Source organism: Kocuria sp. CCUG 69068 (assembly GCF_020833785.1).
Taxonomy (GTDB): Bacteria; Actinomycetota; Actinomycetes; order Actinomycetales; family Micrococcaceae; genus Kocuria; species Kocuria rosea.
In genome coordinates, this window is sequence record NZ_PDDL01000054.1 from 1 (window position 1) to 25,470 (window position 25,470).

Below are 25,470 nucleotides of genomic sequence, written 5' to 3' on the forward strand. Positions count from 1 at the left end.
CCGGGGTCCGAGGTCTCAGCTCTGGCGGGCCACGGCCGCAGGGGCCCGGCGCGCGCCGGCGGCGCGCGCTGTGAGCTCCTCCAGCGGGCCGCGCGGGAAGCGCCGCAGCCACAGGTGCGCGAAGACCAGCACGGCGGCGCACACCAGCAGCCAGCCGAGCACCGTGGCGGGCAGCCGGTGCTGGGCCGCGGCCACGGCCAGGCCCGCGCCCCAGCCGTAGAACAGCGCCGAGGCCAGGAGGTTCTGCAGCAGGTAGCAGCTCAGGGCGGTCCGGCCGACCTCTGCCAGCCTCCGTGCGGCCCAGGACGGCGGCTGTCCGGGGCGACGCACACCGAGGTGGGCCACGAGGGCCAGCAGACCCAGCGCCACGACCGGGGCGGTGGTGTAGCGGGCGAAGAAGGCACCGGCCTGACCGCCCAGGACGTTCAGGCCGAGGTCCACGGGCAGGGCGGCCCCCAGGCCCAGGATCATGAGCCGCCGCCGCCACCGGCCCCCGTCCGGGACGAGGAGACCGGCCCGCCACAGGAACCGCCCGGCCAGGAACATGACCACTCCCAGTCCGAGGATCAGGACGGGTTCGGCGCGGAACAGGACGACGGCGTCCAGCCGCAGCAGCACGAGCTCCCACCACGTGCCGTCGGCGTAGGGGTTCGGCCGGGCCAGGGCCTCGGCCGGGTCCCCGGCGGGGACGACGAGGAGGACGGCCGTCAGCGCGCCGATCACCGCGACGTGCGCGGCGGCGCACGCCAGGACGACGCCGCGCTGCACCCGCTCCGAGGTGGTCACCAGCCACGCCACGACCATCCCCGTGAGCGCGTAGCCCATCAGGACATCGAACTCGATGATCAGCAGGTAGTTGAGCAGCCCGTCCAGGAACAGGATCCCCGCCCGCACCCGGTAGGACCGGGGCCACGCGAGTCCGCGCCGCCGGGCGGAGGCGTGCTGGACGGCGAGGCCGATCCCGAAGAGGAGCATCAGCAGGCCCAGGAACTTGCCGTTGGCCGCGGCCATCAGCAGCGCCTGGGCAGCGCGCGCCGCTCCGCCGGCGGTGCCGGCCAGCGGATCGGTCAGGTAGCCGAGGAAGCCGCCCTGGTGGCTGAAGATCCAGATGTTGGTGGCGAGCGTGCCGAGGATCGCGAGACCGCGGGCCACGTCGAGGGCCGCGATGCGGGAGGGGGCGGGAGCGGGCATGGGTCCACTCTGCCCGGCCCCGGCACGCGGCGGATCCGCCCCGGGGCGGAGCCCGGCGGGGCGGCGGTCCGCCGTCGACCGGGCTGGGGGCGACGCGCCGGACGGCGGTCCGCGCCGGCTCAGGGGTGGAGGGCGTAGGCGCGGGAGACGCTCACCATGGACAGCAGTTGGATCGAGCTGGAGTAGTAGGACGTGAACTCCGTGCGGGCCGCCAGACAGCGGCCCAGGGCGTCGAGCCAGGCCTGGTCGCCGCCCCAGCGGGCACCCACGAGCAGGGGCGCGATGAACGCGAGGTCCTGGTAGCCCCCGCCCGGCAGCGTCGCTCCGTCCAGGGTGAAGCCGGAGGGCAGCCGGGCAGGATCACCGCCGCACTTCGTCCGCGCCCAGCCGGAGATGCGGGCCGCGGCGGCCCGGGCCTCCGGGTGCCGGGACGCCCCCAGCCGCAGCGGGACGCGGCACGAGTTGTAGTAGTAGTGCCGGTCGTGGCCGGATTCCAGGGTGTGGGCCGGGGCGGGGGCGATGGTCGAGGCGGAGCCCACGGTGAAGTCCGGGAGCAGGCCGGTGCGCGGAGCGTGGACCGACTGCAGGCGCCGGACCGCGGCCAGGTGCCGCCCCCAGACGGCCGCCCAGCTCACGTCCCCCGTGGCGCGGTGGAACGCCCCGAAGTGCCCGATCATCCAGTCGCTCGGGCGCGAGACGTTCTGCCAGGCCCCGTTGGACCAGTCCCCGAGCTCGACGAGCCCGGTGGTGGGGGAGATCAGGGAGCGCTTGATCGCGGCGATGCGGGTCAGGGCCAGCCGCCGGTAGTCGTACGTCCCCCCGGAGCCCCACCGCTGGTGCGCCATCAGCCACCCCATGGCGAGGTCCAGGTCGCCGTCGGTGGCGCTGTCCCGGCCGTGGTGGGAGACCATGCGGTCGTCCTGCTCGGCGGCGTGCAGGCCCGGGTCGATCCGGGAGGGGTGGTCCAGGACGTAGCGGGTGATCCCGTCGACGTAGCCGCGGGCCCGGGGGTCGAGGGGCGCCAGCTGGGCGCTGAGTATCAGCCCGTACCCCTGCCCCTCCGCGACGTAGGGGTTGGCCCCGTTCTGGGCATCGGCACGGACGGCCCACCAGCCGCGGGCCGCGTCGTGCCGCAGCAGCGACGTCCAGTCGGCCCACAGCGTGCGGATCGCGGCGTCCAGCTGCCGCTGCGTCGTGCTGCTCGGGCTGAGCGTGGTTCCTGCCTGTGCGGGGGTCGTCGGGGCGGCGACGGGGACAGTCGCGAGGGCGGCGCCCAGCGCGAGAAGGGTGCGGCGGTGCATGGGGGAACTCCCTGGGCCCGAGAGGGGGGTGGGGGTGGGGGTGGGGGTGGGGGTGGGGGTGGGGGTGGGGGTGGGGGTGCGGGAGGGGGATCGTGACGAGGTCGGGGGCCGCGTCACCGGGGGGACCGTTCCGCAGGGGCCGTTCGGGGGACGGTGTCAGGCGCCAGTCAACCGGAGCCGCCCGGCGGGCGGGCGGCACCGGCGCCCTCCGGCGTGTCGTGCGCCCCGCTCAGGAGTCGCCGGCGCTCGCCGTGACGCGCAGGACGGCGTCGTCGTCGCCGTTGGAGGTGGTGACCCACAGCGCGCCCTCGTCGTCGAGGGTCAGCGAGCGCAGCCGGCCGTAGTCGTTCTCCAGCTCCGCCATGCGGGTCAGCCCGGTGACCGCGGTGTCCTCGACCCGGTAGACCCCCACGCCGGTGTTCTTCAGCTCCGCGACCGCCAGGGCGCCCTCCCACGCCCCCCACTGGTCCCCCTCGAGGAAGGCGGCCCCGCTGAGGGCGACCGTCGGGCGCCCGGAGGACCACGCGGCCGGGAGCGCGTCCGGGAACTCCTCGAGATCGGTCATGGGCACGGACTCGTCGTAGCCGGGCGCCGGGTCCCACCCGTAGTTGGCGCCGGGCTCCAGGACGTTGATCTCGTCGTCGGTGCCGGGGCCGTGCTCCGCCGACCACACCGTGCCCGTCCCGGGCTGCACCGCCAGGCCCTGGACGTTGCGGTGGCCCAGGGTGTGGACGGCGGCCCCGGGCCCGTCCCGGTCGGCGAACGGGTTGTCCTCCGGGACCGTGCCGTCGGGGTGCAGCCGCAGCGTCTTGCCCCCGAGCGAGTCGGGGTCCTGCGGGTTCGCGCCCTGCGCGGCGTCCCCGGTGCCCACGAGGAGCGTGCCGTCCGGGACGAAGCGCAGCCGGCAGCCGCTGTGCCGGCCGGAGCTGATGGGCAGGCCGTCGACGACCGTCCCGGTGCGCTCGGCCGCCGCGGCGCCCTCGTCGAGCCGCCAGCGGGTGACCCGCACGTCCTGCGGCAGGCCGTCCCCGGTGCGCGTCGCGTGGCACAGGAAGATCTCCCGGGTCCGCCCGAAGTCCGGGGAGACCTCCAGGCCCATCAGCCCGGCCTCGCTGCCCACGAACAGGTCGTCCAGGTCGGCCGCGACCTCCCGCGTGCCCTGCTCGTCGTGGGCCAGCAACCGGCCGCCCCGCTCGGTGACCAGCACGGTCCCCTCCGGGGTGCGGGCCACGTCCCACGCGAGCTCGAGCTCGTCCACGACGACCTCGACGTCGAGGGCGGGGGCGTCCGCCGGGGCGCCCAGGCGCTCGCCGGTGGCCACGGTCCCGCCGCCCTCCGGGGCGCAGGCGCTCAGCAGCAGCACGAGCACGGACAGCGTGCTCACGATCCCCCCGCGGATGTCCATGGTGGCAATCTACTCCGGTCGCCGCCGGGCCGGACCCGTAGGATCGGGGCATCCTGCCCCGGACGGGGCGCGGAGCGGATCGGAGGTGCGCCGGTGGACCACGCCCCGGCCGGTCGTGCCCGGCTGATCCTCCTGGGCGCCGTGGCGCCGGTCGTGTGGGGCACCACCTACGTGGTCACCACCGAGCTGCTGCCGCCGGACCGGCCCATGACCGCCTCCCTCCTGCGGGCCCTCCCCGCCGGGCTGCTGCTGCTCGCCCTGACCCGGCAGCGGCCGCCGCGGGACTGGTGGGGACGGTTCGCGGTGCTCGCGCTGCTCAACTTCGGGGCGTTCTTCCCCCTGCTGTTCCTCGGCGCCTACCGCCTGCCGGGCGGTCTCGCCGCGGTCGTGGGCTCCGCCCAGCCCCTGGTCGCCGCGCTCCTGCTGCTGCTGGCCTTCCGGCAGCGCACGCCGCTGCCCCGGATGCTGTGGGCCCTCGCCGCGGTGGCGGGCGTGTCCGTGGCCGTGTTCGCCGGGACCGTCACCCTGGACGCCCTCGGGCTCGCCGCGGCCTTCGCCGGGACCGCGGTCATGGCCGCCGGGGTGGTCCTGACCCGCAGGTGGGGTCTGCCCGACGGCATGAGCGGGCTCGCGGCGACCGGCTGGCAGCTGACCCTGGGCGGTCTGATGATCGCCCCGCTCGTGCCCCTGCTGGACACCGGCGCCTTCGTCCTGGACCTGCCGGCCGTGCTCGGCTACGCCTGGCTGGCGCTGCCCGGCGGCGCCATTGCCTACGCCGCGTGGTTCCACGCCGGCCGGCGCGTGCCGGCTACGAGCCTGACCCTGCTGATCCCGCTGACTCCGGTGACGGCCGCGGCCCTGGGCCTCCTGCTGCTGGACGAGACGCTCACGGGCCTCCAGGCCGCGGGCTTCGGCCTGGCCCTCGTCGCGTCCCTGGCGGGACAGCTGCCGGGCCTGCCCCGCGCCGGGCTCCGCCGCCGGGACGCCGGCCGGTCCCGCCCGGGCGGAGTCGCTCCACGCCGCAGCGGCCGCGGAGCCCGTCACGGTTCTTCATGAGCTGCCGCCGGGCGTCCTCCTGGTCGATCGGCGGCGGCGGCCCGCGCCGGTTCGCACGCGGTCGGGAAAATCAAGGGGTGATCCGTGACCGGGGTCTCAGTAGGATGGGGCGAGGCCGCCGGATCTTCCTGATTTCCCTGGTGGCTGGGCCGGTGCGGGGGCGATCTCGTACCGGCCGCTTTCTGCCCGCTCCGCCGCGGGCCCTCCGGCTCAGCAGATCCGCTCCTCCGCGGGCAGCACGCCCTCGAGGAGATGAGCGGTGACCGTCTCGTCGATGCACCGGTTGCCGCTCACGTAGGATCCGTGCCCCTCGCCCACCCGGGTCAGCAGGTGCCCGCCCTCGAGCTGCGCGGCCAGCGCCTGCGACCACGCGTAGGGCGTGGCCGGGTCCCCCGTGCCGCCGACCACGAGGATGGGCCCGGCACCGGCGGCGTCGATCGGGGCGGGCACGCCGACGGGCTCGTGCGGCCAGGCCCCGCAGGTGACCTCGTCGTGGCTGAACCAGTCACCGAGGGTCGGGGACACCTCCTGCAGCTGCGCGTCCAGCGCCGCCATCGCGGCGGGGTCGTCGTCCTCGGGGATGTCGAGGCAGTTGATCGCGATGTTCGCCGCGCTGGAGTTGGCGTAGGTGCCGTCGGGTCCCCGGCCGTACGCCAGATCCGCGAGGAGCATCAGGCCCGTCCCGTCCCCGTGTTCCGTGGCCAGCGTGAGGGACTGGGTCAGGAACCACCAGATGCGCGAGTCGTAGAGCGGTTTGATGAGCCCGCTGACGGCGTCATTCACGGTGAGCGGCCGCCCGTCGGCGGTCGGCAGCGGCTGCACCTCGGTCTGCCGGAGCAGGGCCTCGATCTCGGCCATCCCCTCCTGGACGGTTTCCTCGAACGGGCACCCGTCCAGGGGCAGGCAGGACTCGACGTACACCCGGAGGGCACGTTCGAAGCCGGCGGCCTGGTCGAGGATCATCTCGGAGCCGTCGAGGGACGGATCCACCGCCGCGTCCAGCACGAACCGTCCCGTCCGCTCGGGGAAGAGGTCGGCGTACGTGGCGCCGAGCCGGGTGCCGTAGGAGTAGCCGAGGTAGTCGAGCTCCTCGTCGCCGAGCACCGCCCGCAGGATGTCCAGGTCCCGGGCGGCGCTGACCGTGTCGACCTCGCCGAGCAGCGGGCCGGTGTTCGCCGCGCACGCCGCGGCGAACCGTTCGGCCGCCGCGACGGCCTGGGCCAGGCCCTCCGGGGTGTCGGGGTCGACCGTGGTGGCCCGGCTCGCGTCCATGGCGGCGTCATCGAGGCACTCCACCGCGGTGGAGCTGCCCACGCCCCGCGGGTCGAAGCCCACGATGTCGTACGCGGCCCGGACGCGCGGGTCCAGACCCGCCGCCCACGCCTCGATCGAAGCCGTCCCGGAACCGCCCGGGCCGCCGAAGTTCACGAGCAGGGAACCCTGCCGGGCGGCGGGGTCGGTGCTCGGCACCCGGGTGACCGCCAGCTGGATCTGCCCTGCGGCCGGGTTCTCGTGGTCGAGCGGCACCTGCACCAGGGCGCACTCCGCCGCCGCCCCGCACGGGGTCCAGACGAGCTGCTGGGCGTAGAAGTCCTCGAGCCCGGGCGGCACCTGGGCGGTGACGAGGACGCCGGGCGGCGGCGCGGCGACCGTGGCCGTCCCGGCCGCCGGAGCGGTCGCCAGCAGCACGGCCAGAGCCAGTGCGGAGCCCGCCCGGCGCGTGCGCCGGCGCCTCCGGTCGCGGGGACCGGGGCCGGAGGCGGGGCGGTGGTCGTTCTCGGGAGCACGCATGGCTCACCACTGCTTTCGGTCGGACCGGCCGGACGCCGGTGCGCGAGCACGAGCGCGGACGCGCACGTCATGACCCGTGCCACCGGCCTCGCGGCCCGCCGGGCCCCCGGACGCCCCCGCGCCCCGCAGACCCCGGCCTCCGCACCCCTCACCGCCGTGCCACCAGGGGCTTCAGGCTAGGAGCGTGCCGATCGGGCGGTCAAGGATGTGTCGTGGCGCGAAGACCGCCCGGCCCGCCCCGCGCCCCGGGCGGGCGGAGGACCACGGCGGACAGCAGCCCGCCCGCCGCGAGCAGGCCCGCGCACAGCCCCATGACCACGGGGAAGCCCGCACGGAGCCGGGCCGGGTCGGTGAGACCGGTCTCCCCGAGCCCGCCCACCAGCGGGATCGCCGCGATCGCGAGCAGGCCCGCCGTGCGCGCCACGGCGTTGTTGACCCCGCTGGCCAGCCCGGCCTGCTCCGTGGGCAGCGCGCCGAGGACCGTGGCGGTCAGCGGCGTGACCAGCAGGGTCAGCCCGGCACCGAACACCGCGGCCGGGACCAGCACCTCCAGGAGGTAGTGCGCCCCGGGTCCCGCCCGCCCCAGCAGGAGCACCCCGAGCGCGGCGACCAGCGGACCGGCCGTCATCGGCAGTCGCGGACCCACCCGGTGCACCAGGGCCCCGGCGGACGGCGAGAGCAGCAGCATCAGGACGGTGACGGGCAGCAGGGACAGCCCGGCGGCCACGGGCGAGAACCCGGCCCCCACCTGGAGGGCGACGACGAGGACGAAGAAGACCGCGCCCAGGCCGGCGTAGACCACGAAGGTGATGACGTTCGCCGCCACGAACAGGCGCCGGCGGAACAGGGCGGGCGGCAGCAGCGGGGACCTCGCACGCCGCTCCCGGAGCAGGAACGCCGCCAGCAGGACGGCCCCGGCCGCGAGCGCCCCGCCCGCCGCCGGCACCGACGGGTCGTCGCCGGACGCGGTGGTCAGCCCGAGCGTCAGCGCCCCGAGACCGGCCACCAGCAGCGCCGCGCCGGGCACGTCCAGCTGCGGGCACGCCGCCGGGTTCCTCGACTCGGGGACGTGCCGGCGGGCGATCAGCGCCACGGCGAGCGCCACCGGGAGGTTGACCAGGAACACCCACCGCCACGAGGTGGTCTGGACGAGCCAGCCGCCCGCGAACGGCCCCACGGCCGAGGCGACCCCTGTGAGCCCCGACCAGGCGCCGATGGCGCGGGCGCGGTGCTCCGGGGCGAAGGAGGCCTGCAGGATCGCGAGCGCGGTCGGCACCAGGAGGGCGCCGCCGATCCCCTGGACGGCCCGCGCGGCGACGAGGACGGTGACGTCCGGGGCCAGGCCGCACAGCGCGGAGGCCCCGGCGAAGCAGCCGACGCCGATCAGGAAGATCCGGCGCCGGCCGTACCGGTCCCCCAGCGAGCCACCGAGCAGGACCAGGGCGGCCAGGGTCAGCGTGTACCCGTTGACCACCCAGGTCAGGCCGGTGCTCCCCGCGCCCAGGTCGGCGGCGACGGACGGCAGGGCGATGCTCACCACCGTCGTGTCGATGAACGTCAGGGCCGAGCCGAGCACGGTGGCGGCCAGCACCCAGCGAGCCCGCCGCTCACCCCAGGCCAGCGGCTCGGACGGAGGGCCGTCGCCGGAGGATCGCACCATGGGCAGCTCGTTCCTCCTCGGTACCGGGGTCGGTCCCGGGGTCCGGCACGGGGTCGGGCACGGGGCCCCGCCGGAGCACCCCGCGCCGTCACCGGATCGTTCCCGCCCAGTGTCCCACCGGGAGGACCCCCGGTCCCGTGCCCGCGGCCCCGGGCGCCCTGGACGGACCGCCCGGTGGGGCAGCACACTGGGGCGCAGGAGGCCACCATGACCCACGTCGCGTTCCCCGAGATGCCCTACGAGTCCTGGCGGGACACCCTGGACACCCTCCACCGGTTCGCGCAGGTGGTCGGCAAGGTGCGGCTGGCGTCCGCGCCGCGGCGCAACCACTGGTGGAACGTGCCGTTCCACCTGACCGGCCGCGGCATCACCACCCGGCCGATGGGACGGGACCCGGTCTTCGCCGTCGACCTCGACCTCCTGGACCACCGCCTCGACGTGAGCACCGCCGCCGGGGCCCGGCACTCCTTCGCCCTGCCGGGGCTGTCCGTCGCCGAGTTCCACGCCCGGGTCCTGCACGCCCTGGAGGCGGTGGGGGTGGAGGTGACGATCGCCCGTCCCCACCCGTTCGACCTGCCCGACTCCGGGCGCCCGTTCGGCGCCGACACCGAGCACGCCGCCTACGACACCGCCGCTGTCACCCGCTACTGGCAGGTCCTCGGCCAGGTGAACCTGCTGCTGGAGGAGTTCGCGGCCGGCTGGTCCGGGAAGACCAGCCCCGTGCACCACTTCTGGCACACGTTCGACATCGCCGTGACGCGCTTCGCGGACCGCTTCGTGGATCCCCCGCCCGGCACGGACCCCGTCACCCGGGAGGCCTACTCCCGGGAGGTCATCAGCTCCGGGTTCTGGTTCGGGGACCCCACGTTCCCGGAACCGGCCTTCTACTCCTACACCGCCCCGGAGCCCGACGGGCTGGCCGGTGAGCCCCTGCGGCCGGCCGCCGCGTCCTGGCGCGAGCGCGGCGGCAGCCACCTCGCGGTCCTGCGCTACGACGACGTGCGGGCGCTGCCCGATCCGCACGGCGCCGTCCTGGAGTTCTGGGACAGCGCCTACCGGGCGGGGGCGCGCCGCAGCGCCTGGGACTTCGCCCGCTACGACTGCCCGCAGGGCGTCACCGACCCCCTGCGCTGAGCCGGGCTCAGCCGCTCTGCCGGGCCTGCCGCTCGGGGTCGAAGAACTTCCCGAGCACCACGGTGTCCTGGACGGCGTAGCCCATCCGCTCGTAGAACTCCCGGGTCCCCGTGTTCGTGCTGCGCACCATGAGCTGCATCTTCGGGATGCCGCGCCCGGCCACCCACCCCTCGGCGGCGACCATCAGCTCGCGGCCGAGCCCCTGGCCCCGGCGGGACGGGTGCACGGCCACGTAGTACACCCACCCCCGGTGGCCGTCGTGGCCCACCATGGCGGTGCCGGCGAGACGCCCCTCCTCGACGGCGGCCAGGACGGTGGAGGTCGGGCCGGCGAGCGCCCGGTCCAGGTCCGCCCGCGGGTCGTTCCAGGGGCGGGTCAGCCCCGCCTCCTCCCACAGGGACACGGCGTCCTCGTGCAGGTGCTCCGGCAGTCGTTCGACGATCACACGGCCTCCTTCGGTCGGCCCATGCTCTCACGGGCGCCGATTCTCGTCCTGCGATAACGGCCCTGGCCCGCGGACGTGCGCTGGCTCACACTCTGAGACACACCCGTCACCGCCGACGAGGAGGAGACCCATGGTCTATCCCGCGAAGTACTCCGCTCTCAACGCCCTCGCCCTGACGGACGAGGCGAAGCGCACCCTCACCCGCGTCATCCGGGTGGCGTTCCCCCACCCCCGGATCCCCGACGGCCCGTACGAACGGATGGCGGAGAAGATCGCCGCCGAGGCCGAGGACTCCACGTGGTTCCGGATGGCCCTGACCCAGGGGCTGCTGACCCTGAACTCGCTCAGCGACGCACCGTTCGTGGAGCTGTCCGACGACGCCGCGCTGAAGGTGCTCAAGCGGATCGCCGACCTCGAGTTCTTCGGCTTCATCCGCCGCACCACCGTGCTGCACCTCTACGACGACCACGAGGTGTGGGAGGCCCTGGGCTACGAGGGCGAGTCCTTCTCGAAGGGCGGCTACCTGCACCGCGGCTTCGACGACCTCGACTGGCTGCCGGACCCGCGCGTCGAGGAGTCCGAGGAGGAGCTGGCCGAGTGCGGGCCCCTCGGCTACCCGGTGGCGACCGCGGCCCCCAAGGAGGGGTGGAACCTGGACCAGCAGGGCGCCTCCGAGACCACCGAGCAGCCCTTCAGCGACCTCTTCAAGGGGTCGGACGTCATCGAGCACGGGGAGACCGCATGACCACCACGCCCCAGGACCAGCAGCGCGCCGCACGGATCGAGCTCGACGACGACTCCGCCGTCGTCGTCATCGGCTCCGGAGCCGGCGGAGGCACCCTCACCCACGAGCTCACGGAGAAGGGCGTCAAGGTGGTGCTCCTCGAGGCCGGGCCGCACCTGACCAGCGAGGACTGGGTCAACGACGAGTGGGAGGCCTTCCACCAGATGGCCTGGCTGGACCCGCGCACCACCACGGGGTCGTGGCGGATCGCCCGGGACTTCCCCAACCTCCCGGCGTGGATCGTCAAGGCCGTCGGCGGGACCACCACCCACTGGTCCGGGGCCACGCCCCGGTTCAAGGCCCACGAGTTCCGCACGCGCAGCGTCTACGGGCGCGTCGACGGCGCCAACCTCCTGGACTGGCCGATCGGCCTGGAGGACCTCGCCCCGTACTACGACCGGGCCGAGCAGAAGATCGGCAGCACCCACCGCCACGGCCGGCCGCCGCTGCCCGCGAACAACAACTACAAGGTGCTCGCCGCGGGCGCGCAGAAGCTCGGCTACCGGCACTACGCGACCGGCCCCTACGGGACCAACGCGGAGCCCTACGACGGGCGGCCGGCGTCCGTCCAGGACGGGTTCAACTTCCAGGGCGACAAGAACCGCTCGAAGTGGTCCACGCTCGTCTCGGAGATCCCCAAGGCCCTGCGCACCGGGAACCTCGACCTGCGCCCGGACTGCCACGCCGTGCAGATCACCCACACGGAGAAGGGCCTGGTCGACAGCGTGCTCTACGTCGACGGCGAGGGCCGGGTCCAGCGGCAGCGGGCACGGCTGGTGGCGGTGGCGTGCAACGCGATCGAGACGCCCCGGCTGCTCATGCTCTCCGGCTCCCCGCTGTTCCCGGACGGGCTCGCGAACTCCTCCGGGCAGCTGGGCCGCAACTACATGCGGCACACCACGGGCTCGATCTACGCGCAGTTCGACCGGCCGGTGCACATGTACCGGGGCGAGACGATGGCCGGGCTCGTGGCGGACGAGTCCCGGCACGACGTCGACCGCGGCTTCGCCGGGGGCTACTACATGGAGACGATCTCCCTGGGCCCCGCCTTCCTCGCCAGCTTCGTGGACCCCGGCTCCTGGGGGCCGGAGTTCACGGCCCTGCTGGACGGCTACGAGAACACCGCCGGGATGTGGGTGGTGGGCGAGGACATGCCGCAGGAGAGCAACCGGGTGACCCTCAACTCCTCCGTGACGGACCACCTGGGGCTGCCCGTGCCCAACGTGCACTTCGACGACCACCCGAACGACGTGGCGATGCGCAACCACGGCTACCAGCAGGCGTCCCTGCTCTACGAGTCCGTGGGCGCGACCTCCGTGCACCACACGCCGCCCTACCCGTCGACGCACAACATGGGCACGGCCCGGATGAGCGAGCGCCCCGAGGACGGGGTGACCAACGCGTTCGGCCAGACCCACGACGTGCCGAACCTGTTCGTCGCGGACGGCTCCCTGTTCACGACCGGCGCGGCGGCGAACCCGACGCTGACGATCGTGGCCCTGGCCGCCCGGCAGGCGGACTACATCGCCGAGCAGCTGGCGGGACGCCACCTGTAGCCGCCGGACGTGGAGGGCTGCTCAGCCGGTCGCGGACCGGACCGGGCAGCCCTCCGCGGCGCGCAGGGCCCGTCCCACCCGGTCCGCGGCGTCCCGCAGGACCGGCGCGATCGCCCGGTGCCGCCGCTCGAAGTCGGTGGGCCGCAGGGACACGGCCACGGAGCCCAGGGTGCGCCCGGCGGAGTCGACCACCGGCGCGGCCAGGCACGAGGCGCCGGGCACGAACTCCTCGCGCTCCACGGCGACGCCCTCCGCGCGCACCCGCCCGAGCTCGCGCCCCAGCTCGTCCGGCGTGGTGAGCGTGCGGTCCGTCAGGGGGCGCATCCCGTGGCGGCCGAGGTAGTCCGCCACCTCGTCGTCGTCCATGCGGGAGAGCAGGATCTTGCCGAAGGCCGTGGCGTGCGCGCCGCCCGTGAAGCCGAAGTCCATGGGGTCGATGCGCGGCCGGCGCGGGGAGTCGACCACGTGCGCCACCACCACGGCGTCGCCGCGGTAGACCGCGAAGTACGCGGCGGCGTCGGCGCTCCCGTGCAGCTCCCGCACCGCGCGCTGCACGGTGGCCGGGGTCGCGACCTGCTGGCGCAGCGAGGCGTCGAGCGCGTGCAGCTTGTAGCCCAGACCGTAGCGGCGCTGGTCCCGGAGGTGCACCACGTGCTCGGAGGCCACGAGCGTCTGCAGCAGCCGGTAGACCGAGGGCAGCGGCATCCCCAGCTCGGTGCTGATGTCCTTGGCCGTGGCGCCCCGGGGATCCCGCGCGACCACGTCCAGGAGGGCGAAGGCTTTCTGGACGGAGGCCATGCCGGTGTCGCGTGCGGTCATGCCTCACATTGTGGCGTGCCGGGTTGCACATGCCAACAGCCCGGGAGCCTCGCTCCCGGGCCGGCGGCGCGCCGTCGGACGGTCAGCCGACCGTGATCTCCCCCATCCGGTTCCAGCCCGAGGCGGAGATCTGCTCGCTGATGATCTGCGGGGTCTCCACGAGCGCCTGGGGCGCCTCCGCCGTGAACTTCCTGAAGTGGTCGCTGTTCACGTGCGGGCCCGCGCCGTCGTCCGCGAAGGCCTCGACGAGCACGAACTCGTGCGGGTCCTCCACGCTGCGGGACCAGTCGAACCACAGGTTGCCCGGCTCCGCGCGGGTGGCCTCGGTGAACTCCTTCGAGAACTCGACCCAGCGGTCGGCCCACTCCGGCTTCACCTTGAACTTGACGACGATGAAGATCATCCCTGCTCCCCTCTCGCGGACGTCCCGGTTCACCCCGGGACTCTCGGTGCCAGTGTCGCGGCCCGTGGAAGGGCCCGCCAAGGGAGGTTATCGCGGACCGATAACGACGGCGCCCGGCGCACCGTACGGTGGACCCATGACCGATCTGCACCGCACCCCGCCGACCGCGCCGGACGCCGTGGACCTCGACGGGAGGACGTTCGTGGGCGTGTCCAACGCCGCCGACGGGGACGTCGGCTCCGACACGGTCTTCGACTACCACCAGGAGGACGACCTCGTGTGGGCCGAGTACGCGGGCGGCTCGGTGCGCCGGGGCTTCCTCGTCGGCACGCGCGCCGGGGACGGGCTGAGCTTCCGCTACTCGCACCTGGACCGTGCCGGGGAGACCGCCGGCGGGGCGTGCACGTCCCGCATCGAGGTGCTCGGGGACGGCAGGGTGCGCCTGCACGAGACCTGGGCCTGGGAGTCCCGGGCGGGCACGGGGCGCAGCGTGGTCGAGGAGGTCGGCCGCCGGCCCTGACGCCCCGGGCTGCGGGGGCCGCTCCCGGGGTGGGATCATGTCCCCATGAGCCGCAACCTCACCTCCGCCCTCGTGGACGACCTCCGGGCGCGCATCGTGGACGGGCGCATCTCCCCCGGCGAGCGCCTGCCCAGCGAGAGCACCCTGATCGCGGAGCACGGGGTCAGCCGCACGGTGGTGCGCGAGGCCGTCGCCCGGCTGCAGGCGGAGGGACTCGTGCACACCCGGCGGGGCAGCGGAAGCTTCGTGCTGACCCCTCCGGCCGCGCCCGGCGGGACGAGCCGGCCGGTGCGGACCCTGCAGGACCGGCGCCGCCTGCTGGCCTTCCGCACCGGGGTCGAGTCCGAGGCCGCGGCGCTGGCGGCCACGGCGCGGGAGGAGCACCAGCTCGCCCGGATGGAGGACGCCCTGGCGCGGTCCGAGGAGGAGGTCGACAACCCGGCCGCGTCCCTGGAGAACGACTTCGAGTTCCACCGGACCGTGGCGGAGGCCAGCGGGAACCCGTACTACGTGGACGCCCTGACCGGCCTCGGGCCCGCCATGATCACCATGCCGCCGCGCCGGCTGGACGGCGCCCCCGGCGGCGGGCGCGCGGCCCGGGTCGCCGCCGAGCACCGGTCGGTCCTGGACGCGATCCGGGCCCGCGACCCGCTCGCCGCGTCGGCGGCGATGCGCGCGCACCTGGCGAACTCCCGGTGGCGGCTCGAGGCGGAGGCGGGCGACGGGCCGTCCGCGACCGCCCCGGGGAACGGCTGAGGCGGCCGTGACGACGCAGGAGGTCCTCACCGGGGTCCGCCTGTCCCCGGTGCAGATGCTGCGGGCCCTGCGGGACCAGCCCGGGCTGGTGGGGCTGTTCGGCGACTGGTCCGGCGGCGACACCGTGATCGGTGTGCGGCCGCTCCGGGTGCTGGGCGCCGGCGAGGACCCCTTCGCGGCCCTGGACGCCCGGGTCCCGCTGCCGGACGCCCCGCTGCCGGGTGCCACCCCGGAGGGGGATCCCCCGCCGGACGACCCCCAGGAGGCGGCCTTCGGCGGCGGCTGGATCGGCTACCTCGGCTACCAGCTGGCCCGGCGCCTCGAGCGGCTCCCCACCGCCCCGCCGCGCCCCGCGCGGCTGCCGGACCACCACCTCGGGTACTACGACCACGTCCTGCGCCACCGCGCCGCGGACGGCGCCTGGGTGCTCGAGTGGCTGCCGGGCACGGACCCGGCCCGGGTGGCGGCCGCGCGGGAGCTCGCCCGCACGGCGCCGGACGCCCCGCACGCACCGGCGCCCTACCGGTGCGGGCCCTTCACGGCCGACGCCTCAGCCGCCGCGCACGCCGCCGCCGTGACCGCGGTGCTGGGCCACATCCGCGACGGCGACGTCTTCCAGACCAACGTCTGCCGCGGTCTCGAGGCCGGTTTCCGGGGCGACCCGCTGGACCTGTTCTGCGCCGGCCAGGAGGCCCTGGCCCCGCGCTTCGCCGCGTTCCTGCGCCTCCCGGAGGGGGCCGCGGTGGCGAGCCTGTCCCCGGAGCTGTTCCTGCGCCGCACCGGGCGCACGGTCCTGACGTCCCCGATCAAGGGCACCGCACCGGCCGCGAGCGACCCCGCGGCGCTGCACGGCTCGGCGAAGAACCGGGCGGAGAACGTCATGATCGTGGACCTGATGCGCAACGACCTCTCCCGGGCGTGCGTGCCCGGGTCGGTGCGCGCCCCGGCCACGCCCCGGGTCGAGCCGCACACCGGGGTCCACCACCTGGTGGCGGACGTGCACGGGCGGCTGCCCGCGGGGCTGGGGGACGGGGCGCTGCTGCGGGCCACGTTCCCCCCGGGGTCCTGCACGGGTGCGCCCAAGATCCGGGCCATGGAGATCGTCAACGCGCTCGAGCCCGCGGCCCGCGAGGTCTACACGGGGGCGATCGGCCGCGCGGGCCCGGCCGGTCTGGTGCTCAACGTGGCGATCCGCACCTTCGAGTTCACCGGCGACCGGGTCCGGCTCGGGGTGGGCGGCGGGATCGTGGCCGACTCCGACCCCGCGGACGAGGCGCACGAGACGCTCGTGAAGGCGGTGCCCCTGCTCGACGCCGTCGGGGCCGTGCTGGACGAGGACCTCCGGCGGGACTGGGACGGGCACCGGCCCGCGACCGTGCTCGAGCTCCTCCCGGCCCTGCCGGTCCTCCCGCCGGCCCGGGAGGAGGGAGTGTTCACCACGCTGCTCGTGCGCGAGGGCGCGCCCGTGGACCTCGAGGCCCACCTCGCCCGGCTCGGCGCCAGCTGCCTCGCCTGCTGCGGTGCGGCCCTGCCCGCAGGCGTCCGCGGCGAGGTGCTGGACCGGGCCGCCGCGCTGCCCGGTCCGCACCGGCTGCGGATCACGGCCGTGCCCGCCCCGGGGGGCGCCGTGACCGTGACGGTCACGGCCACGGCCCTCCCCCCGGAGCCGGTGCCGCCGTGGCGGCTCGTCCCCGTCCGGCTGCCCGGCGGCCTCGGGGGGCACAAGTGGGCGGACCGCCGGGTGCTCGCCCACGAGCCGGTCCCCGGGCTGTGGTCGCGCAGCTGCGACCCGCTGCTCGTGGACGCGGACGGCATGCTCCTGGAGACGGGCCGGGCGAACGTCTTCGTCGTCGTCGACGGCGCCGTGCTCACCCCGCCCGCGGACGGCCGGATCCTGCCCGGGGTGGTGCGCGCCCGCGTGCTGGCGGCGCTGCGCGCCGCCAGCACGGACGTCCGCGAGCGCCCGGTGGCGTGGGCGGAGCTCGCCCGCGCCACCGAGGTGTTCGTGACCAACTCGGTGGCGGGCGTGCACCCCGTCGGGGCGGTCGACGGCCTCGGGCGGTGGGAGCCCGGGCCCGTGCTGCGCGCCCTCGGACCGCTCCTCGGCTAGCCCTTCGCCGAGGCGGTCCGCCACCCCCCGTGGTAGTCCTTGCGGACCACCTCGGAGTAGGGCACGGGGCTGACCACGGCCCGGACCTCGAGCTGCTCGTGCGGCTCCACGGTGGTCTTGCGGCTGCCGCCGTCCGGCTCGCCCCAGACGACCTTCAGCTCGGTGCCCTCGGGCACGTTCGGGTCGACGGTCGCCAGGGACAGGCCCTTGCGCTCGTTGTAGCTGTAGCCGGTGAACATGGACAGGCCCACCGTGCGGCCGTCGGCGTCGACCACCGCGTCGTAGTTGGACGAGCCGTAGTTGGCCAGGGGCAGGTCGAAGTACTTGTAGTCCGGGCCCTCGGTGTCGAACAGGGAGGCGAAGATCTTCGTCATGTCCTCGGCGTTCCAGGCCAGGGTCGCCTTCCGGCGCTGGGTCGAGGGGTCGACCTGCTCCAGGGCGTCGCGGCCGATGAAGTCGTGGTCGAACTTCACGAAGGACCCGTAGCCCAGCTCCCACGGCGTGAGGTAGTAGTCCTCGATGTTCTCGGAGACGAAGCTGCCGGCGAGCGCGTTGGTGGCCTCGTAGCTGTCCGCCCCGAGCCACCTCCGGTAGTCCGCCGTGCCCTCCCCGGTGTAGATCGCCGGCAGCGGGGACGGGATCCAGCCCGACTCGAGGGTGTTCGAGGGGTACGCCCGGGCGCCGACGGGCACGATGCCGAACTCGGCGCCGGCCTCCAGGATCGTGGCCCGCACCTGGTCGTAGGACTCGTAGGGGCCCCAGATCTCCAGGCCGGGGGCGCCGGCCATGCCGTGGCGCAGGGTGCGCACCCGGGCGCCGCCCACGCTCATGCGGTCCATCGTGAAGAACTTCAGCTGCTCGAGGGGCCCGCCGTTGAGCTTCTCGATGATCTGCCACGCGCTGGGGCCCTGGATCTGGAAGCGCCAGTACTTCCGGACCACGGGCTTGCCCATCGGGCGGGACGGGGAGCGGCGGTCGACCTCGATGTCGACGTCGTAGCCGCCGGTCTCGCCGTGGTAGAGCAGCCAGTTGGCGGCCGGGGCGCGGCCCACGTAGACGTACTCGTCCTCCTCCTGGTGGAACAGGATGCCGTCGCCGATGACGTGGCCGGCCGGGGTGGTGGGCACGTACTGCTTCGCCTTGTTCACGGGGAACGTCCTCGTGCTGTTGATCGCGGTGTCCGAGATCAGTCGCAGGGCGTCCTTGCCGCGGATGAACAGGTTGTCCATGTGGTGGGACTGGTCGTAGAGCACGGCGGTCTCCCGCCACGCCTTCTGCTCGCTGCGCCAGTTGTGGAACTCGGGCGCGACCACGGGGTAGACGTACGCGCCGATCTGCGAGTTGCGGAGCAGCTCGACGGTGCCGTTCGAGGCGTCGAGGACGTCCTGGAGAGTGCGGGGTGCCACGGTTGACTCCTTCTCTGCGGTGGTGTCCCGGCCACGACGGCGCGGCCGGGGCGGGGGTCAGAACACGATGGTCTGGCGGTCGTGCCGGATGATCCGGTCCTGGCAGTGCCACAGCACGGCGCGGGAGAGCACCTGGCGCTCCACGTCCGCGCCGCGGCGGGCGAGTTCCTGCGCGGAGTCCCGGTGCGAGGCCCGGACCACGTCCTGCTCGATGATCGGACCCTCGTCGAGGTCCTCGGTGACGTAGTGCGCGGTGGCGCCGATGATCTTCACGCCCCGCTCCTTGGCCTTGCGGTACGGCTCGGCCCCGATGAAGGCCGGCAGGAACGAGTGGTGGATGTTGATCACCGGCACCCCGACCTCGGTCAGGAACGTGGAGGACAGGATCTGCATGTAGCGGGCGAGGACCACGAGGTCGACGTTGCCCTGCAGCAGGCGCAGGTGCTCCGCCTCGGCCGCGGCCTTGTCCTGGGTGGGGACGTGGAAGAAGGGGATGCCGAAGCCGCGGACGTCCTCGGCCATGTCGGGGTGGTTGGAGACGACCATGGAGATCGTCATGGGCAGCTCGCCCCGGCGCTGGCGCCAGACGAGGTCGAGCAGGCAGTGGTCGGACTTCGAGGCGAAGATCGCCACGCGCCGCGGCACCGAGAGGTCCGTGAACCGCCACTCCAGCTCGAACCCGTCCGCGAGGGCCGCGCCGAGGTCCTGCTCGAGCGCCGGCCGCAGGGCCGGGTAGCCGGGCAGGTGGAAGACGGTGCGCTGGAAGAACGCCCCGCCCTCGGGGTCGTCCGAGTGCTGGTCGAGGGCCACGATGTTCGCCCCGTGCCGGGCGAGGACCTCGGTGACGACGGCGACGATCCCCGGCTGGTCCCGGCCGTGCACCACGAGGCTGGCGTGGTCCGGGCGGAGCATCGACGGGCGGGCCGCGCTCACGGGATCCCCCCGTCCGTCCCGAACTCGCGGACCCACTCGGCCGTGGCCCGCAGCCCGCCGAAGGTGTAGAAGTGCAGCAGCACCTGCCCGTGGACGGCGGGGTCGAGGCCGGCGGCGAGGTCGCGCAGGAAGCGGTCCGGGCCCGCGGTGCCCAGCAGGTTCGTCAGGGAGAAGCCGTACTTCTGGACGATCCCCGCCGAGGTGCCCACGCCGAAGCGGCGCGCGTAGCCGAGCAGCCGCCGGACGCCCGCCGGCCCCGGCACCCCGATCCGCACCGGGGTGTCGACGCCGCGGCGGCGCACCTCGGCCAGCCACTCCAGGACCGGGTCCTTGTCGAAGCCGAACTGGGTGATGATCTCGGGCTCGAGGCCCTGCTCGCGAATCGCGGCCGTCTTGTCGGTCAGGGCGGACCAGAGGGCGGCGTCGTCGATGCCGGGGTGGCCCTCCGGGTAGCCGCTGACGCCCACCCCCCGCACGCCGTGCCGCGGGAGCACCCCGGTGCGGATGACGGAGAGGGAGTCCGGGTAGGGGCCCTCGGGGGTCTCGGGGTCCCCGCCCACCACGAACACGTGCTCGGCGGCGCCGATCTCCGCGAGCGCCGCGAGGAACTCCTCGAGCTCGCCCTGGGAGCGCAGCCTCCGCGCCGAGAAGTGGGGCACGGGGACGAAGCCGTGCTCGCGCACCGCGCGGGCCGCGGCCACGCGCATGCCCAGGTCCTCGTTGCCGAGAAAGGTCACGTTGATCCGGGTCCCCGCAGGCACCACGGCGGCGGCCTCCTCCAGGGCCGGCACGTCCTTGCCCGTCATCTCGAGGGAGAAGTCCCGGAGCAGCGCGGCGGCCGGTCCGGCGTGGGGCGGGTCGATCGGCATCGGTCCACATCCTTTCCGCGGCGCGTGCCCGGGGGGCGCGGCGCGGGCACGGGGTTCACACGGTCTCGCCGCCAGTGTTGCAGGTCACAATAACTATGTACAGAGTGTTTCGGGGCCGGGCACCCCGGGGTGGCTCCCGAGATACTAGTCATACAAGTTATTTATTTGTATTATTCATTCTGACCGCCGACGCCGAGACCCTCGAGGATCCCGCCATGCCGTACACCCCGGACACCGTCCGCCACGTCCAGCTCTCCACCGCCACCCTGCCGCTGAGCACCCCGATCTCCGACGCCAAGGTCTTCACCGGCCGGCAGCGGCCGATGACCGAGGTCGTGTTCCTCTTCGCCGAGATCAGCACGGCGCAGGGGCACACCGGGATGGGCTTCAGCTACTCCAAGCGCGCCGGGGGCCCCGCCCAGTACGCCCACGCGAAGGAGGTGGCGGAGGGCCTGATCGGCGAGGACCCCAACGACATCGCCAGGGTGTACGACAAGCTGCTCTGGGCGGGCGCCTCCGTGGGCCGCTCCGGAGTGGCCACCCAGGCGCTGGCCGCGATCGACGTGGCCCTCTGGGACCTCAAGGCCAAGCGCGCCGGGCTGCCGCTGGCCAAGCTGCTGGGCGCCCACCGGGACTCCGTGCGGACCTACAACACCTCCGGCGGGTTCCTCAACGCCTCCCTGGAGGAGGTCCGGGACCGCGCCACCCGCTCCCTCGAGGAGGGCATCGGCGGGATCAAGATCAAGGTGGGCCTGCCCGACTCCGCCGAGGACCTGCGCCGCGTGGCGGGCGTCCGCGAGCACATCGGCGCGGACGTGCCCCTGATGGTCGACGCCAACCAGCAGTGGGACCGCGCCACGGCCCTGCGCATGGGCCGCCGGCTGGAGGAGTTCGACCTCGTCTGGATCGAGGAGCCCCTGGACGCCTACGACGCCGAGGGCCACGCCCAGCTGGCCGCGGCCCTGGACACGCCGATCGCCACCGGCGAGATGCTCGCCTCCGTCGCGGAGCACGTCCGGCTCATCGACGCCCGGGCCTGCGACATCATCCAGCCCGACGCCCCGCGCGTGGGGGGCATCACCCAGTTCCTGCGCCTGGCCGCCCTGGCCGACCAGCGCGGACTGGGCCTGGCCCCCCACTTCGCCATGGAGATCCACCTGCACCTGGCGGCGGCCTATCCGCGCGAGCCGTGGGTGGAGCACTTCGACTGGCTCGACCCCCTCTTCGAGGAGCGCCTGGAGACCCGGGACGGGCGCATGCTCGTCCCCGACCGCCCCGGGCTGGGCGTCACGCTCACCGGCCAGGCCCGCGCCTGGACCACGGACAGCGTGGCCTTCGGCCGGTCGTAGGCACCGCGGCCGGCGCCCCCGGCGGGCGCCGGCGCGACACGGCCGACGAAATCCGAGCGAGCCCTTGACCCGTGAGGCAGGTCACAGCTACCCTCGGGAAAACGCTTTCCAGAAGGCGTTGCCTCGACCCATAGGAGACATGATCAGCATGAAGCGAACGGGAACCCTCGCGAAGGCCGCCACCGTCCTCAGCGTGTCGGCGCTGGCCCTGACCGGCTGCGGCGGCGCCGACGATGCGAACGCCGACGGCAACGTCGAGCTGCGCTTCGCCTGGTGGGGCTCGGACACCCGCCACCAGCAGACGCAGGAGATCATCGACGCCTTCGAGGAGCAGAACCCGGGGGTCACCATCGTGGGCGAGTACGGCGACTTCGGCGGCTACTGGGACAAGCTGGCCACGCAGACGGCCTCCAGCGACGCCCCGGACATCATCCAGATGGACGAGAAGTACCTGCGCGAGTACGCGGACAACGGCGCGCTGCTGGACCTCTCCGACGTGGACGTCGCCGAGCTCGACGAGGGCGTCGTGGACAGCGGCCGGACCGAGGAGGGCCTCTTCGGCGTGGCCACGGGCGTCAACGTGATGGCGATGATGGCGAACCCCACCATCTACGAGGAGGCCGGGGTCGAGCTGCCGGACGACTCCACGTGGACCTGGGACGACTTCTCCGAGGTCTCCCAGCAGATCGCCGAGAACACGGACGTCCACGGCACCAGCGGCCCGAACGAGCCGGCCGGCTTCCAGATCTGGCTGCGCCAGCAGGGCAAGGAGCTCACCACGCCCGAGGGGCAGCTCGGCTTCGAGGCGAGCGACGCCGCCGGCTACCTGGGCATGTGGCACCAGATGATGGAGGACGGCGCCCTGCCCCCGGCCTCGGTGGTCACGGAGGACCAGGAGCCGGGCCCCGACCAGTCGCTCACCGGCACCAACGGCGCGGCCATGGGCATGTGGTGGACCAACCAGCTGAGCGCCCTCAACGCCGCGTCCGGCAACCAGCTCGTCCCGCTCCGCTTCCCGAGCACCGACGGCACCGAGGGCGGCGCGCAGCTCTTCCAGAAGTCGGCCATGTTCATGTCCGCCTCCGCCCGCACCGAGCACCCCGAGGAGGTCAAGGCGTTCATCGACTTCATGGTCAACAGCGAGGAGGCCGGCAAGATCAACCTCGCGGACCGCGGCCTGCCCGCCAACGAGACGGTGCGCGAGGCCGTGCTGCCCGAGCTCAGCGAGGCGGACACCGCGGCCGCGGAGTTCGTCGAGGAGATCCAGCCCGAGCTGGGCGAGGCGCTGCCGGTCCCGCCGCTGGGCTTCAGCACCCTGCAGGAGATCATCTACCGCTACGAGCTCGACGTGCTCTTCGAGCGCTCGACCCCCGAGGAGGCCGCCGAGCGCATGATGTCCGAGATGGAGTCGGCGATCAGCTGACCCCCCGCACACTCCGCGGGCGCCGGACGGCACCGTCCGGCGCCCGCGGCTCCACCTGCCTCCGACAGCCGAACCCGCCCGCCGAACCCGCCCGCCGAATCCAGGAGAACCTGTGCAGACCCAGACCGTGTCCGCCCCCGCCGCCCGCACCGCGCCGGAGGGACCCGTGCGCGTCTGCCTGGTGGGGATCGGCGGCTTCGGCGGACGCCACCTCGCGAACATCCGCCGGCTCGAGGAGGAGGGCCGTGTCCGCCTGGTGGCGGCCGTCGACCGGCGGGTCGACGACGACGGGGTGCTCGGACCGGACGTGCCCATGTTCGGCGACCTGGCGCAGCTGGAGGACGCCGGCCCGGACGTGGACGTCGTGGTGGTCTCCACCCCCATCGACACCCACTTCGACCTCGCCCTGGCCGCCCTCCGGATGGGGGCCGACGTCCTGCTCGAGAAGCCCCCCGTGGCCAGCCTCGACCAGTTCGACCGCCTCCTCGAGGCCGCCGGGGCGGCGGACCGGCTCGTCCAGGTGGGCTTCCAGAGCCTGGGCTCCCACTCCCTGGAGGTCGTCGAGCGACTGCTCGCCAGCGGGGAGATCGGGCGGCTGCGCGCGGTGGGCGCCACGGGGCTTTGGTCCCGGGACACCGACTACTTCACCCGGTCCCCGTGGGCAGGGCGGCGCCGCATCGGCGGGGTGGACGTGGTGGACGGCGTGGTCACCAACCCGCTGGCCCACGCGGTGATGACCGCCCTGCACCTCGCCGGCGCCCGCACCCGCGAGGACGTCGCCGAGCTGAGCACCGAGCTCTACCGCGCCAACGCCATCGAGTCCGACGACACCTCGGTGGTCCGGGTGCGCACCGCGGCCGGGATCCCGGTCACGTGTGCCCTGACCCTGTGCGCCGCCGAGCAGCAGGACCCGTTCATCACCGTGGAGGGCACGGAGGGGCAGGCCGTCCTGCACTACACCCAGGACCGGCTGACCGTCACGGGCCCGGAGGGGACGCGGGTTGTCGAGTCCGGGCGCACGAACCTGCTCGAGAACCTGATCGACGCCCGGGCCCGGGGCACCGCGCTGCTGTGCCCGCTGGTCGCCACGGGGGCCTTCGTGCGGGTGCTGGACGCCGTCCGCACCGCCCCGGACCCCGTCCCGATCGCCCCCGAGCACGTCCGCTGGCACCAGGAGGACGGGACGGCGCCGCGCGCCGTCCTCGACGGGATCGAGGACTGGGCGGTGCGGGCGGTCAGGGCGCAGTCGGACTTCGCCGGCCTGGGCGCCCCCTGGGCGCAACCCGCCGCCACGAGCGGGAGCGTGCTCCTCGGCGAGCGCGAGGTGGCGCAGGTCCGCACGGGCGAGGACGTCGCCCCGACCTCCTCCCCCCGCCCGTTCCTGCACCCCGTGCGGACCCTCGGCGGCGTCGTCCTCACGGACCAGCAGCCCCTGGACCACGTCTGGCACCTGGGGGTCGGCACGGCGCTCCAGGACGTGGACGGCCTCAACTTCTGGGGCGGGCGCACCTACACCCGGGAGGCGCAGCGCTACGTGTGGCGGGAGGACCACGGCCGCGTGCTCCGGGTCGCGGCGCACCACGCCGACGACCGCCTCGACGAGGAGCTCGCCTGGACGGGCCCGGACGGCGCCGCGGTGCTGACCGAGGAGCGCCGCTGGACGTTCCGGCCCGTGCACGAGCGCGCCTGGGAGCTCGGCCTGCGCTTCCGCCTCTCCCCCGCCGGCGACCACCCGGTGCGGCTCGGCAGCCCCGGCTCCAACGGGCGGGCCGGCGGCGGCTACGGAGGATTCTTCTGGCGACTCCCCGCCTGCACCGACGCGGACGTGTTCACCGCGGACGCGGCGGGCGAGCAGGCCGTGCACGGCAGCACCTCCCCGTGGCTCGCCTTCTCCGCCGAGTTCGCGGGGCGCCCCGCGACCCTCGTCCTGCGGCGCGGCGACGACTCGGCCGACCCCTGGTTCGTCCGGCACGCCGGGTACCCGGGGGTGGGTCTCGCCCTGGCCTGGGACGCGCCCGTCACGACGACGACGGACCGGCCGGTCGAGCGGGAGGTGCGCGTGCTCGTCGTCGACGGCCGTCTCGACACCCCCCGGGTGGAGGCCCTGCTCGGGGACGCGGCCCGGGGCCGGACCGCGTGAGCGCCCCGGAGCGGGCGGAGAAGCGCCGGCGGGTCCTGCGGGTGCTGGACGCGCACGGGGTGGACGCCGTGCTGCTGCAGAGCCACTCCGCCGTGTCCTGGTACCTCGACGGCGCGCGCGTGCACGTCTCGCTCGCCGGTCCGCCGGTGGCCGCGGTCCTGGTGCACCGGGACGGTGACGAGGTCGTGACCTCCGCCAACGAGGCCGCCCGCCTGGTGGCCGAGGAGCTGCCCGCGGGCCTCCGGCTGCACGAGGTGCCCTGGCACGGGTCCCTCACGGCGCCGGAGGACTGGTTCCCCGGGGCGCGCGCGATGGCCGTGGCCGCCGAGGAGTGCGTCGCCGCACCGCTGCGGGCGGCGCGGGCCTCGCTGCTCCCCGGCGAGGCGCAGCGCTACGCGCAGCTGTGCCGGGACGCCGCG

21 protein-coding genes and 1 pseudogene are annotated in these 25,470 nt (G+C 74.6%); 11 read left to right on the top strand and 11 right to left on the bottom strand.

The genetic code is table 11. From position 1 onward, the window contains the following. Positions 1–15 precede the first annotated feature (15 nt). The 3 genes from CRM73_RS11320 to CRM73_RS11330 form a co-directional block, all read right to left on the bottom strand. Positions 16–1,191: a DUF418 domain-containing protein gene (locus CRM73_RS11320; protein ID WP_136341661.1), complete on the bottom strand. Its 1,176-nt coding sequence runs from the start codon at positions 1,189–1,191 to the stop codon at positions 16–18. 119 nt (positions 1,192–1,310) lie between these two features. Then, positions 1,311–2,492: a glycosyl hydrolase family 8 gene (locus tag CRM73_RS11325; RefSeq protein WP_126349750.1), complete on the bottom strand. Its 1,182-nt coding sequence runs from the start codon at positions 2,490–2,492 to the stop codon at positions 1,311–1,313. A 229-nt stretch (positions 2,493–2,721) separates the two neighbouring features. Then, positions 2,722–3,897 carry a sorbosone dehydrogenase family protein gene (locus tag CRM73_RS11330; protein WP_035923394.1) on the bottom strand — a complete coding sequence of 392 codons (1,176 nt, stop codon included), beginning with the start codon at positions 3,895–3,897 and terminating at the stop codon, positions 2,722–2,724. A 93-nt stretch (positions 3,898–3,990) separates the two neighbouring features. On the opposite strand from CRM73_RS11330, the gene CRM73_RS11335 reads away from it, so the two are divergent. Beyond that, positions 3,991–4,953, top strand: a complete 963-nt coding sequence (locus CRM73_RS11335) for a DMT family transporter (RefSeq protein ID WP_229587754.1) — start codon at positions 3,991–3,993, stop codon at positions 4,951–4,953. Positions 4,954–5,163: 210 nt separating this feature from the next. On the opposite strand, the gene CRM73_RS11340 is transcribed toward CRM73_RS11335, so the two are convergent. Both CRM73_RS11340 and CRM73_RS11345 read right to left on the bottom strand, forming a co-directional pair. Further along, a complete protein-coding gene (locus tag CRM73_RS11340) occupies positions 5,164–6,744 on the bottom strand; it encodes an alpha/beta hydrolase (RefSeq protein WP_229587755.1) in 1,581 nt (526 codons plus the stop codon). A gap of 199 nt (positions 6,745–6,943) precedes the next feature. Continuing rightward, a complete protein-coding gene (locus CRM73_RS11345; protein ID WP_229587756.1) occupies positions 6,944–8,404 on the bottom strand; it encodes a DHA2 family efflux MFS transporter permease subunit in 1,461 nt (486 codons plus the stop codon). A gap of 207 nt (positions 8,405–8,611) precedes the next feature. Here CRM73_RS11345 and CRM73_RS11350 point away from each other — a divergent pair, with 207 nt between their 5' ends. Then, complete coding sequence (locus CRM73_RS11350; protein WP_109221395.1) at positions 8,612–9,538, top strand: DUF5996 family protein; 927 nt, start codon at positions 8,612–8,614, stop codon at positions 9,536–9,538. Between the two features lie 7 nt (positions 9,539–9,545). Here the strand turns inward: CRM73_RS11350 and CRM73_RS11355 are convergent, their stop codons facing one another. Next, complete coding sequence (locus CRM73_RS11355; RefSeq protein WP_017834687.1) at positions 9,546–9,983, bottom strand: GNAT family acetyltransferase; 438 nt, start codon at positions 9,981–9,983, stop codon at positions 9,546–9,548. Positions 9,984–10,113: 130 nt separating this feature from the next. Here CRM73_RS11355 and CRM73_RS11360 point away from each other — a divergent pair, with 130 nt between their 5' ends. Continuing rightward, positions 10,114–10,728, top strand: a complete 615-nt coding sequence (locus CRM73_RS11360) for a hypothetical protein (RefSeq protein ID WP_017834686.1) — start codon at positions 10,114–10,116, stop codon at positions 10,726–10,728. Then, positions 10,725–12,323: a GMC family oxidoreductase gene (locus CRM73_RS11365; protein WP_229587757.1), complete on the top strand. Its 1,599-nt coding sequence runs from the start codon at positions 10,725–10,727 to the stop codon at positions 12,321–12,323. Before CRM73_RS11360 ends, CRM73_RS11365 begins: the two co-directional genes overlap by 4 nt. 21 nt (positions 12,324–12,344) lie before the next feature. Here CRM73_RS11365 and CRM73_RS11370 read toward each other — a convergent pair whose 3' ends face one another. Together CRM73_RS11370 and CRM73_RS11375 are read right to left on the bottom strand one after the other, a co-directional pair. Then, positions 12,345–13,142, bottom strand: a complete 798-nt coding sequence (locus CRM73_RS11370; protein WP_017834684.1) for an IclR family transcriptional regulator — start codon at positions 13,140–13,142, stop codon at positions 12,345–12,347. An 82-nt stretch (positions 13,143–13,224) separates the two neighbouring features. Next, positions 13,225–13,545 carry a putative quinol monooxygenase gene (locus CRM73_RS11375; protein WP_017834683.1) on the bottom strand — a complete coding sequence of 107 codons (321 nt, stop codon included), beginning with the start codon at positions 13,543–13,545 and terminating at the stop codon, positions 13,225–13,227. A gap of 136 nt (positions 13,546–13,681) precedes the next feature. Between CRM73_RS11375 and CRM73_RS11380 the strand changes: the two genes are divergently transcribed. From CRM73_RS11380 to CRM73_RS11390, 3 genes are read left to right on the top strand one after another with little or no spacing between them, the layout of a single operon-like run. After that, the gene (locus CRM73_RS11380) at positions 13,682–14,065 is read left to right on the top strand and encodes a hypothetical protein (RefSeq protein ID WP_017834682.1); all 384 of its coding nucleotides are present in this window, start codon (positions 13,682–13,684) and stop codon (positions 14,063–14,065) included. A 45-nt stretch (positions 14,066–14,110) separates the two neighbouring features. Beyond that, positions 14,111–14,821: a FadR/GntR family transcriptional regulator gene (locus CRM73_RS11385; RefSeq protein WP_095650268.1), complete on the top strand. Its 711-nt coding sequence runs from the start codon at positions 14,111–14,113 to the stop codon at positions 14,819–14,821. A 7-nt stretch (positions 14,822–14,828) separates the two neighbouring features. After that, positions 14,829–16,931: a bifunctional chorismate-binding protein/class IV aminotransferase gene (locus CRM73_RS11390; RefSeq protein WP_229587758.1), complete on the top strand. Its 2,103-nt coding sequence runs from the start codon at positions 14,829–14,831 to the stop codon at positions 16,929–16,931. Here the strand turns inward: CRM73_RS11390 and CRM73_RS11395 are convergent. From CRM73_RS11395 to CRM73_RS11405, 3 genes are read right to left on the bottom strand one after another with little or no spacing between them, the layout of a single operon-like run. Next, positions 16,928–18,337 (bottom strand): aminomethyltransferase family protein, encoded by a 1,410-nt coding sequence (locus CRM73_RS11395; RefSeq protein WP_035923410.1) that lies wholly within the window; start codon positions 18,335–18,337, stop codon positions 16,928–16,930. The two genes, CRM73_RS11390 and CRM73_RS11395, sit on opposite strands and share 4 nt — an antisense overlap. A 57-nt stretch (positions 18,338–18,394) precedes the next feature. Then, entirely contained in the window at positions 18,395–19,249 is an 855-nt protein-coding gene (purU, locus tag CRM73_RS11400) for a formyltetrahydrofolate deformylase (RefSeq protein ID WP_035923823.1), read from the bottom strand. Positions 19,250–19,266: 17 nt separating this feature from the next. Further along, entirely contained in the window at positions 19,267–20,139 is an 873-nt protein-coding gene (locus CRM73_RS11405; protein ID WP_229587759.1) for a methylenetetrahydrofolate reductase, read from the bottom strand. Between the two features lie 215 nt (positions 20,140–20,354). Here CRM73_RS11405 and CRM73_RS11410 point away from each other — a divergent pair, with 215 nt between their 5' ends. The 4 genes and pseudogenes from CRM73_RS11410 to CRM73_RS11425 form a co-directional block, all read left to right on the top strand. Next, complete coding sequence (locus CRM73_RS11410; protein WP_095650264.1) at positions 20,355–21,488, top strand: mandelate racemase/muconate lactonizing enzyme family protein; 1,134 nt, start codon at positions 20,355–20,357, stop codon at positions 21,486–21,488. 148 nt (positions 21,489–21,636) lie between these two features. Then, positions 21,637–22,911, top strand: a complete 1,275-nt coding sequence (locus tag CRM73_RS11415; protein ID WP_043739617.1) for an ABC transporter substrate-binding protein — start codon at positions 21,637–21,639, stop codon at positions 22,909–22,911. A gap of 112 nt (positions 22,912–23,023) precedes the next feature. Continuing rightward, positions 23,024–25,051: a DUF6807 family protein gene (locus CRM73_RS11420; RefSeq protein WP_095650263.1), complete on the top strand. Its 2,028-nt coding sequence runs from the start codon at positions 23,024–23,026 to the stop codon at positions 25,049–25,051. Beyond that, positions 25,048–25,470 (top strand): annotated as a pseudogene (locus CRM73_RS11425) (peptidase M24); the annotation flags it as partial. The gene CRM73_RS11420 and the pseudogene CRM73_RS11425, both read left to right, overlap by 4 nt.

Bases quoted from the DNA above. Each gene is read 5' to 3' on its own strand.
- CRM73_RS11320 (WP_136341661.1), bottom strand. From the start codon at position 1,191: ATGCCCGCTCCCGCCCCCTCCCGCATCGCGGCCCTCGACGTGGCCCGC.
- CRM73_RS11325 (WP_126349750.1), bottom strand. From the start codon at position 2,492: ATGCACCGCCGCACCCTTCTCGCGCTGGGCGCCGCCCTCGCGACTGTC.
- CRM73_RS11330 (WP_035923394.1), bottom strand. From the start codon at position 3,897: ATGGACATCCGCGGGGGGATCGTGAGCACGCTGTCCGTGCTCGTGCTG.
- CRM73_RS11340 (WP_229587755.1), bottom strand. From the start codon at position 6,744: ATGCGTGCTCCCGAGAACGACCACCGCCCCGCCTCCGGCCCCGGTCCC.
- CRM73_RS11345 (WP_229587756.1), bottom strand. From the start codon at position 8,404: ATGGTGCGATCCTCCGGCGACGGCCCTCCGTCCGAGCCGCTGGCCTGG.
- CRM73_RS11350 (WP_109221395.1), top strand. From the start codon at position 8,612: ATGACCCACGTCGCGTTCCCCGAGATGCCCTACGAGTCCTGGCGGGAC.
- CRM73_RS11360 (WP_017834686.1), top strand. From the start codon at position 10,114: ATGGTCTATCCCGCGAAGTACTCCGCTCTCAACGCCCTCGCCCTGACG.
- CRM73_RS11365 (WP_229587757.1), top strand. From the start codon at position 10,725: ATGACCACCACGCCCCAGGACCAGCAGCGCGCCGCACGGATCGAGCTC.
- CRM73_RS11370 (WP_017834684.1), bottom strand. From the start codon at position 13,142: ATGACCGCACGCGACACCGGCATGGCCTCCGTCCAGAAAGCCTTCGCC.
- CRM73_RS11375 (WP_017834683.1), bottom strand. From the start codon at position 13,545: ATGATCTTCATCGTCGTCAAGTTCAAGGTGAAGCCGGAGTGGGCCGAC.
- CRM73_RS11380 (WP_017834682.1), top strand. From the start codon at position 13,682: ATGACCGATCTGCACCGCACCCCGCCGACCGCGCCGGACGCCGTGGAC.
- CRM73_RS11385 (WP_095650268.1), top strand. From the start codon at position 14,111: ATGAGCCGCAACCTCACCTCCGCCCTCGTGGACGACCTCCGGGCGCGC.
- purU (WP_035923823.1), bottom strand. From the start codon at position 19,249: ATGCTCCGCCCGGACCACGCCAGCCTCGTGGTGCACGGCCGGGACCAG.
- CRM73_RS11405 (WP_229587759.1), bottom strand. From the start codon at position 20,139: ATGCCGATCGACCCGCCCCACGCCGGACCGGCCGCCGCGCTGCTCCGG.
- CRM73_RS11410 (WP_095650264.1), top strand. From the start codon at position 20,355: ATGCCGTACACCCCGGACACCGTCCGCCACGTCCAGCTCTCCACCGCC.
- CRM73_RS11415 (WP_043739617.1), top strand. From the start codon at position 21,637: ATGAAGCGAACGGGAACCCTCGCGAAGGCCGCCACCGTCCTCAGCGTG.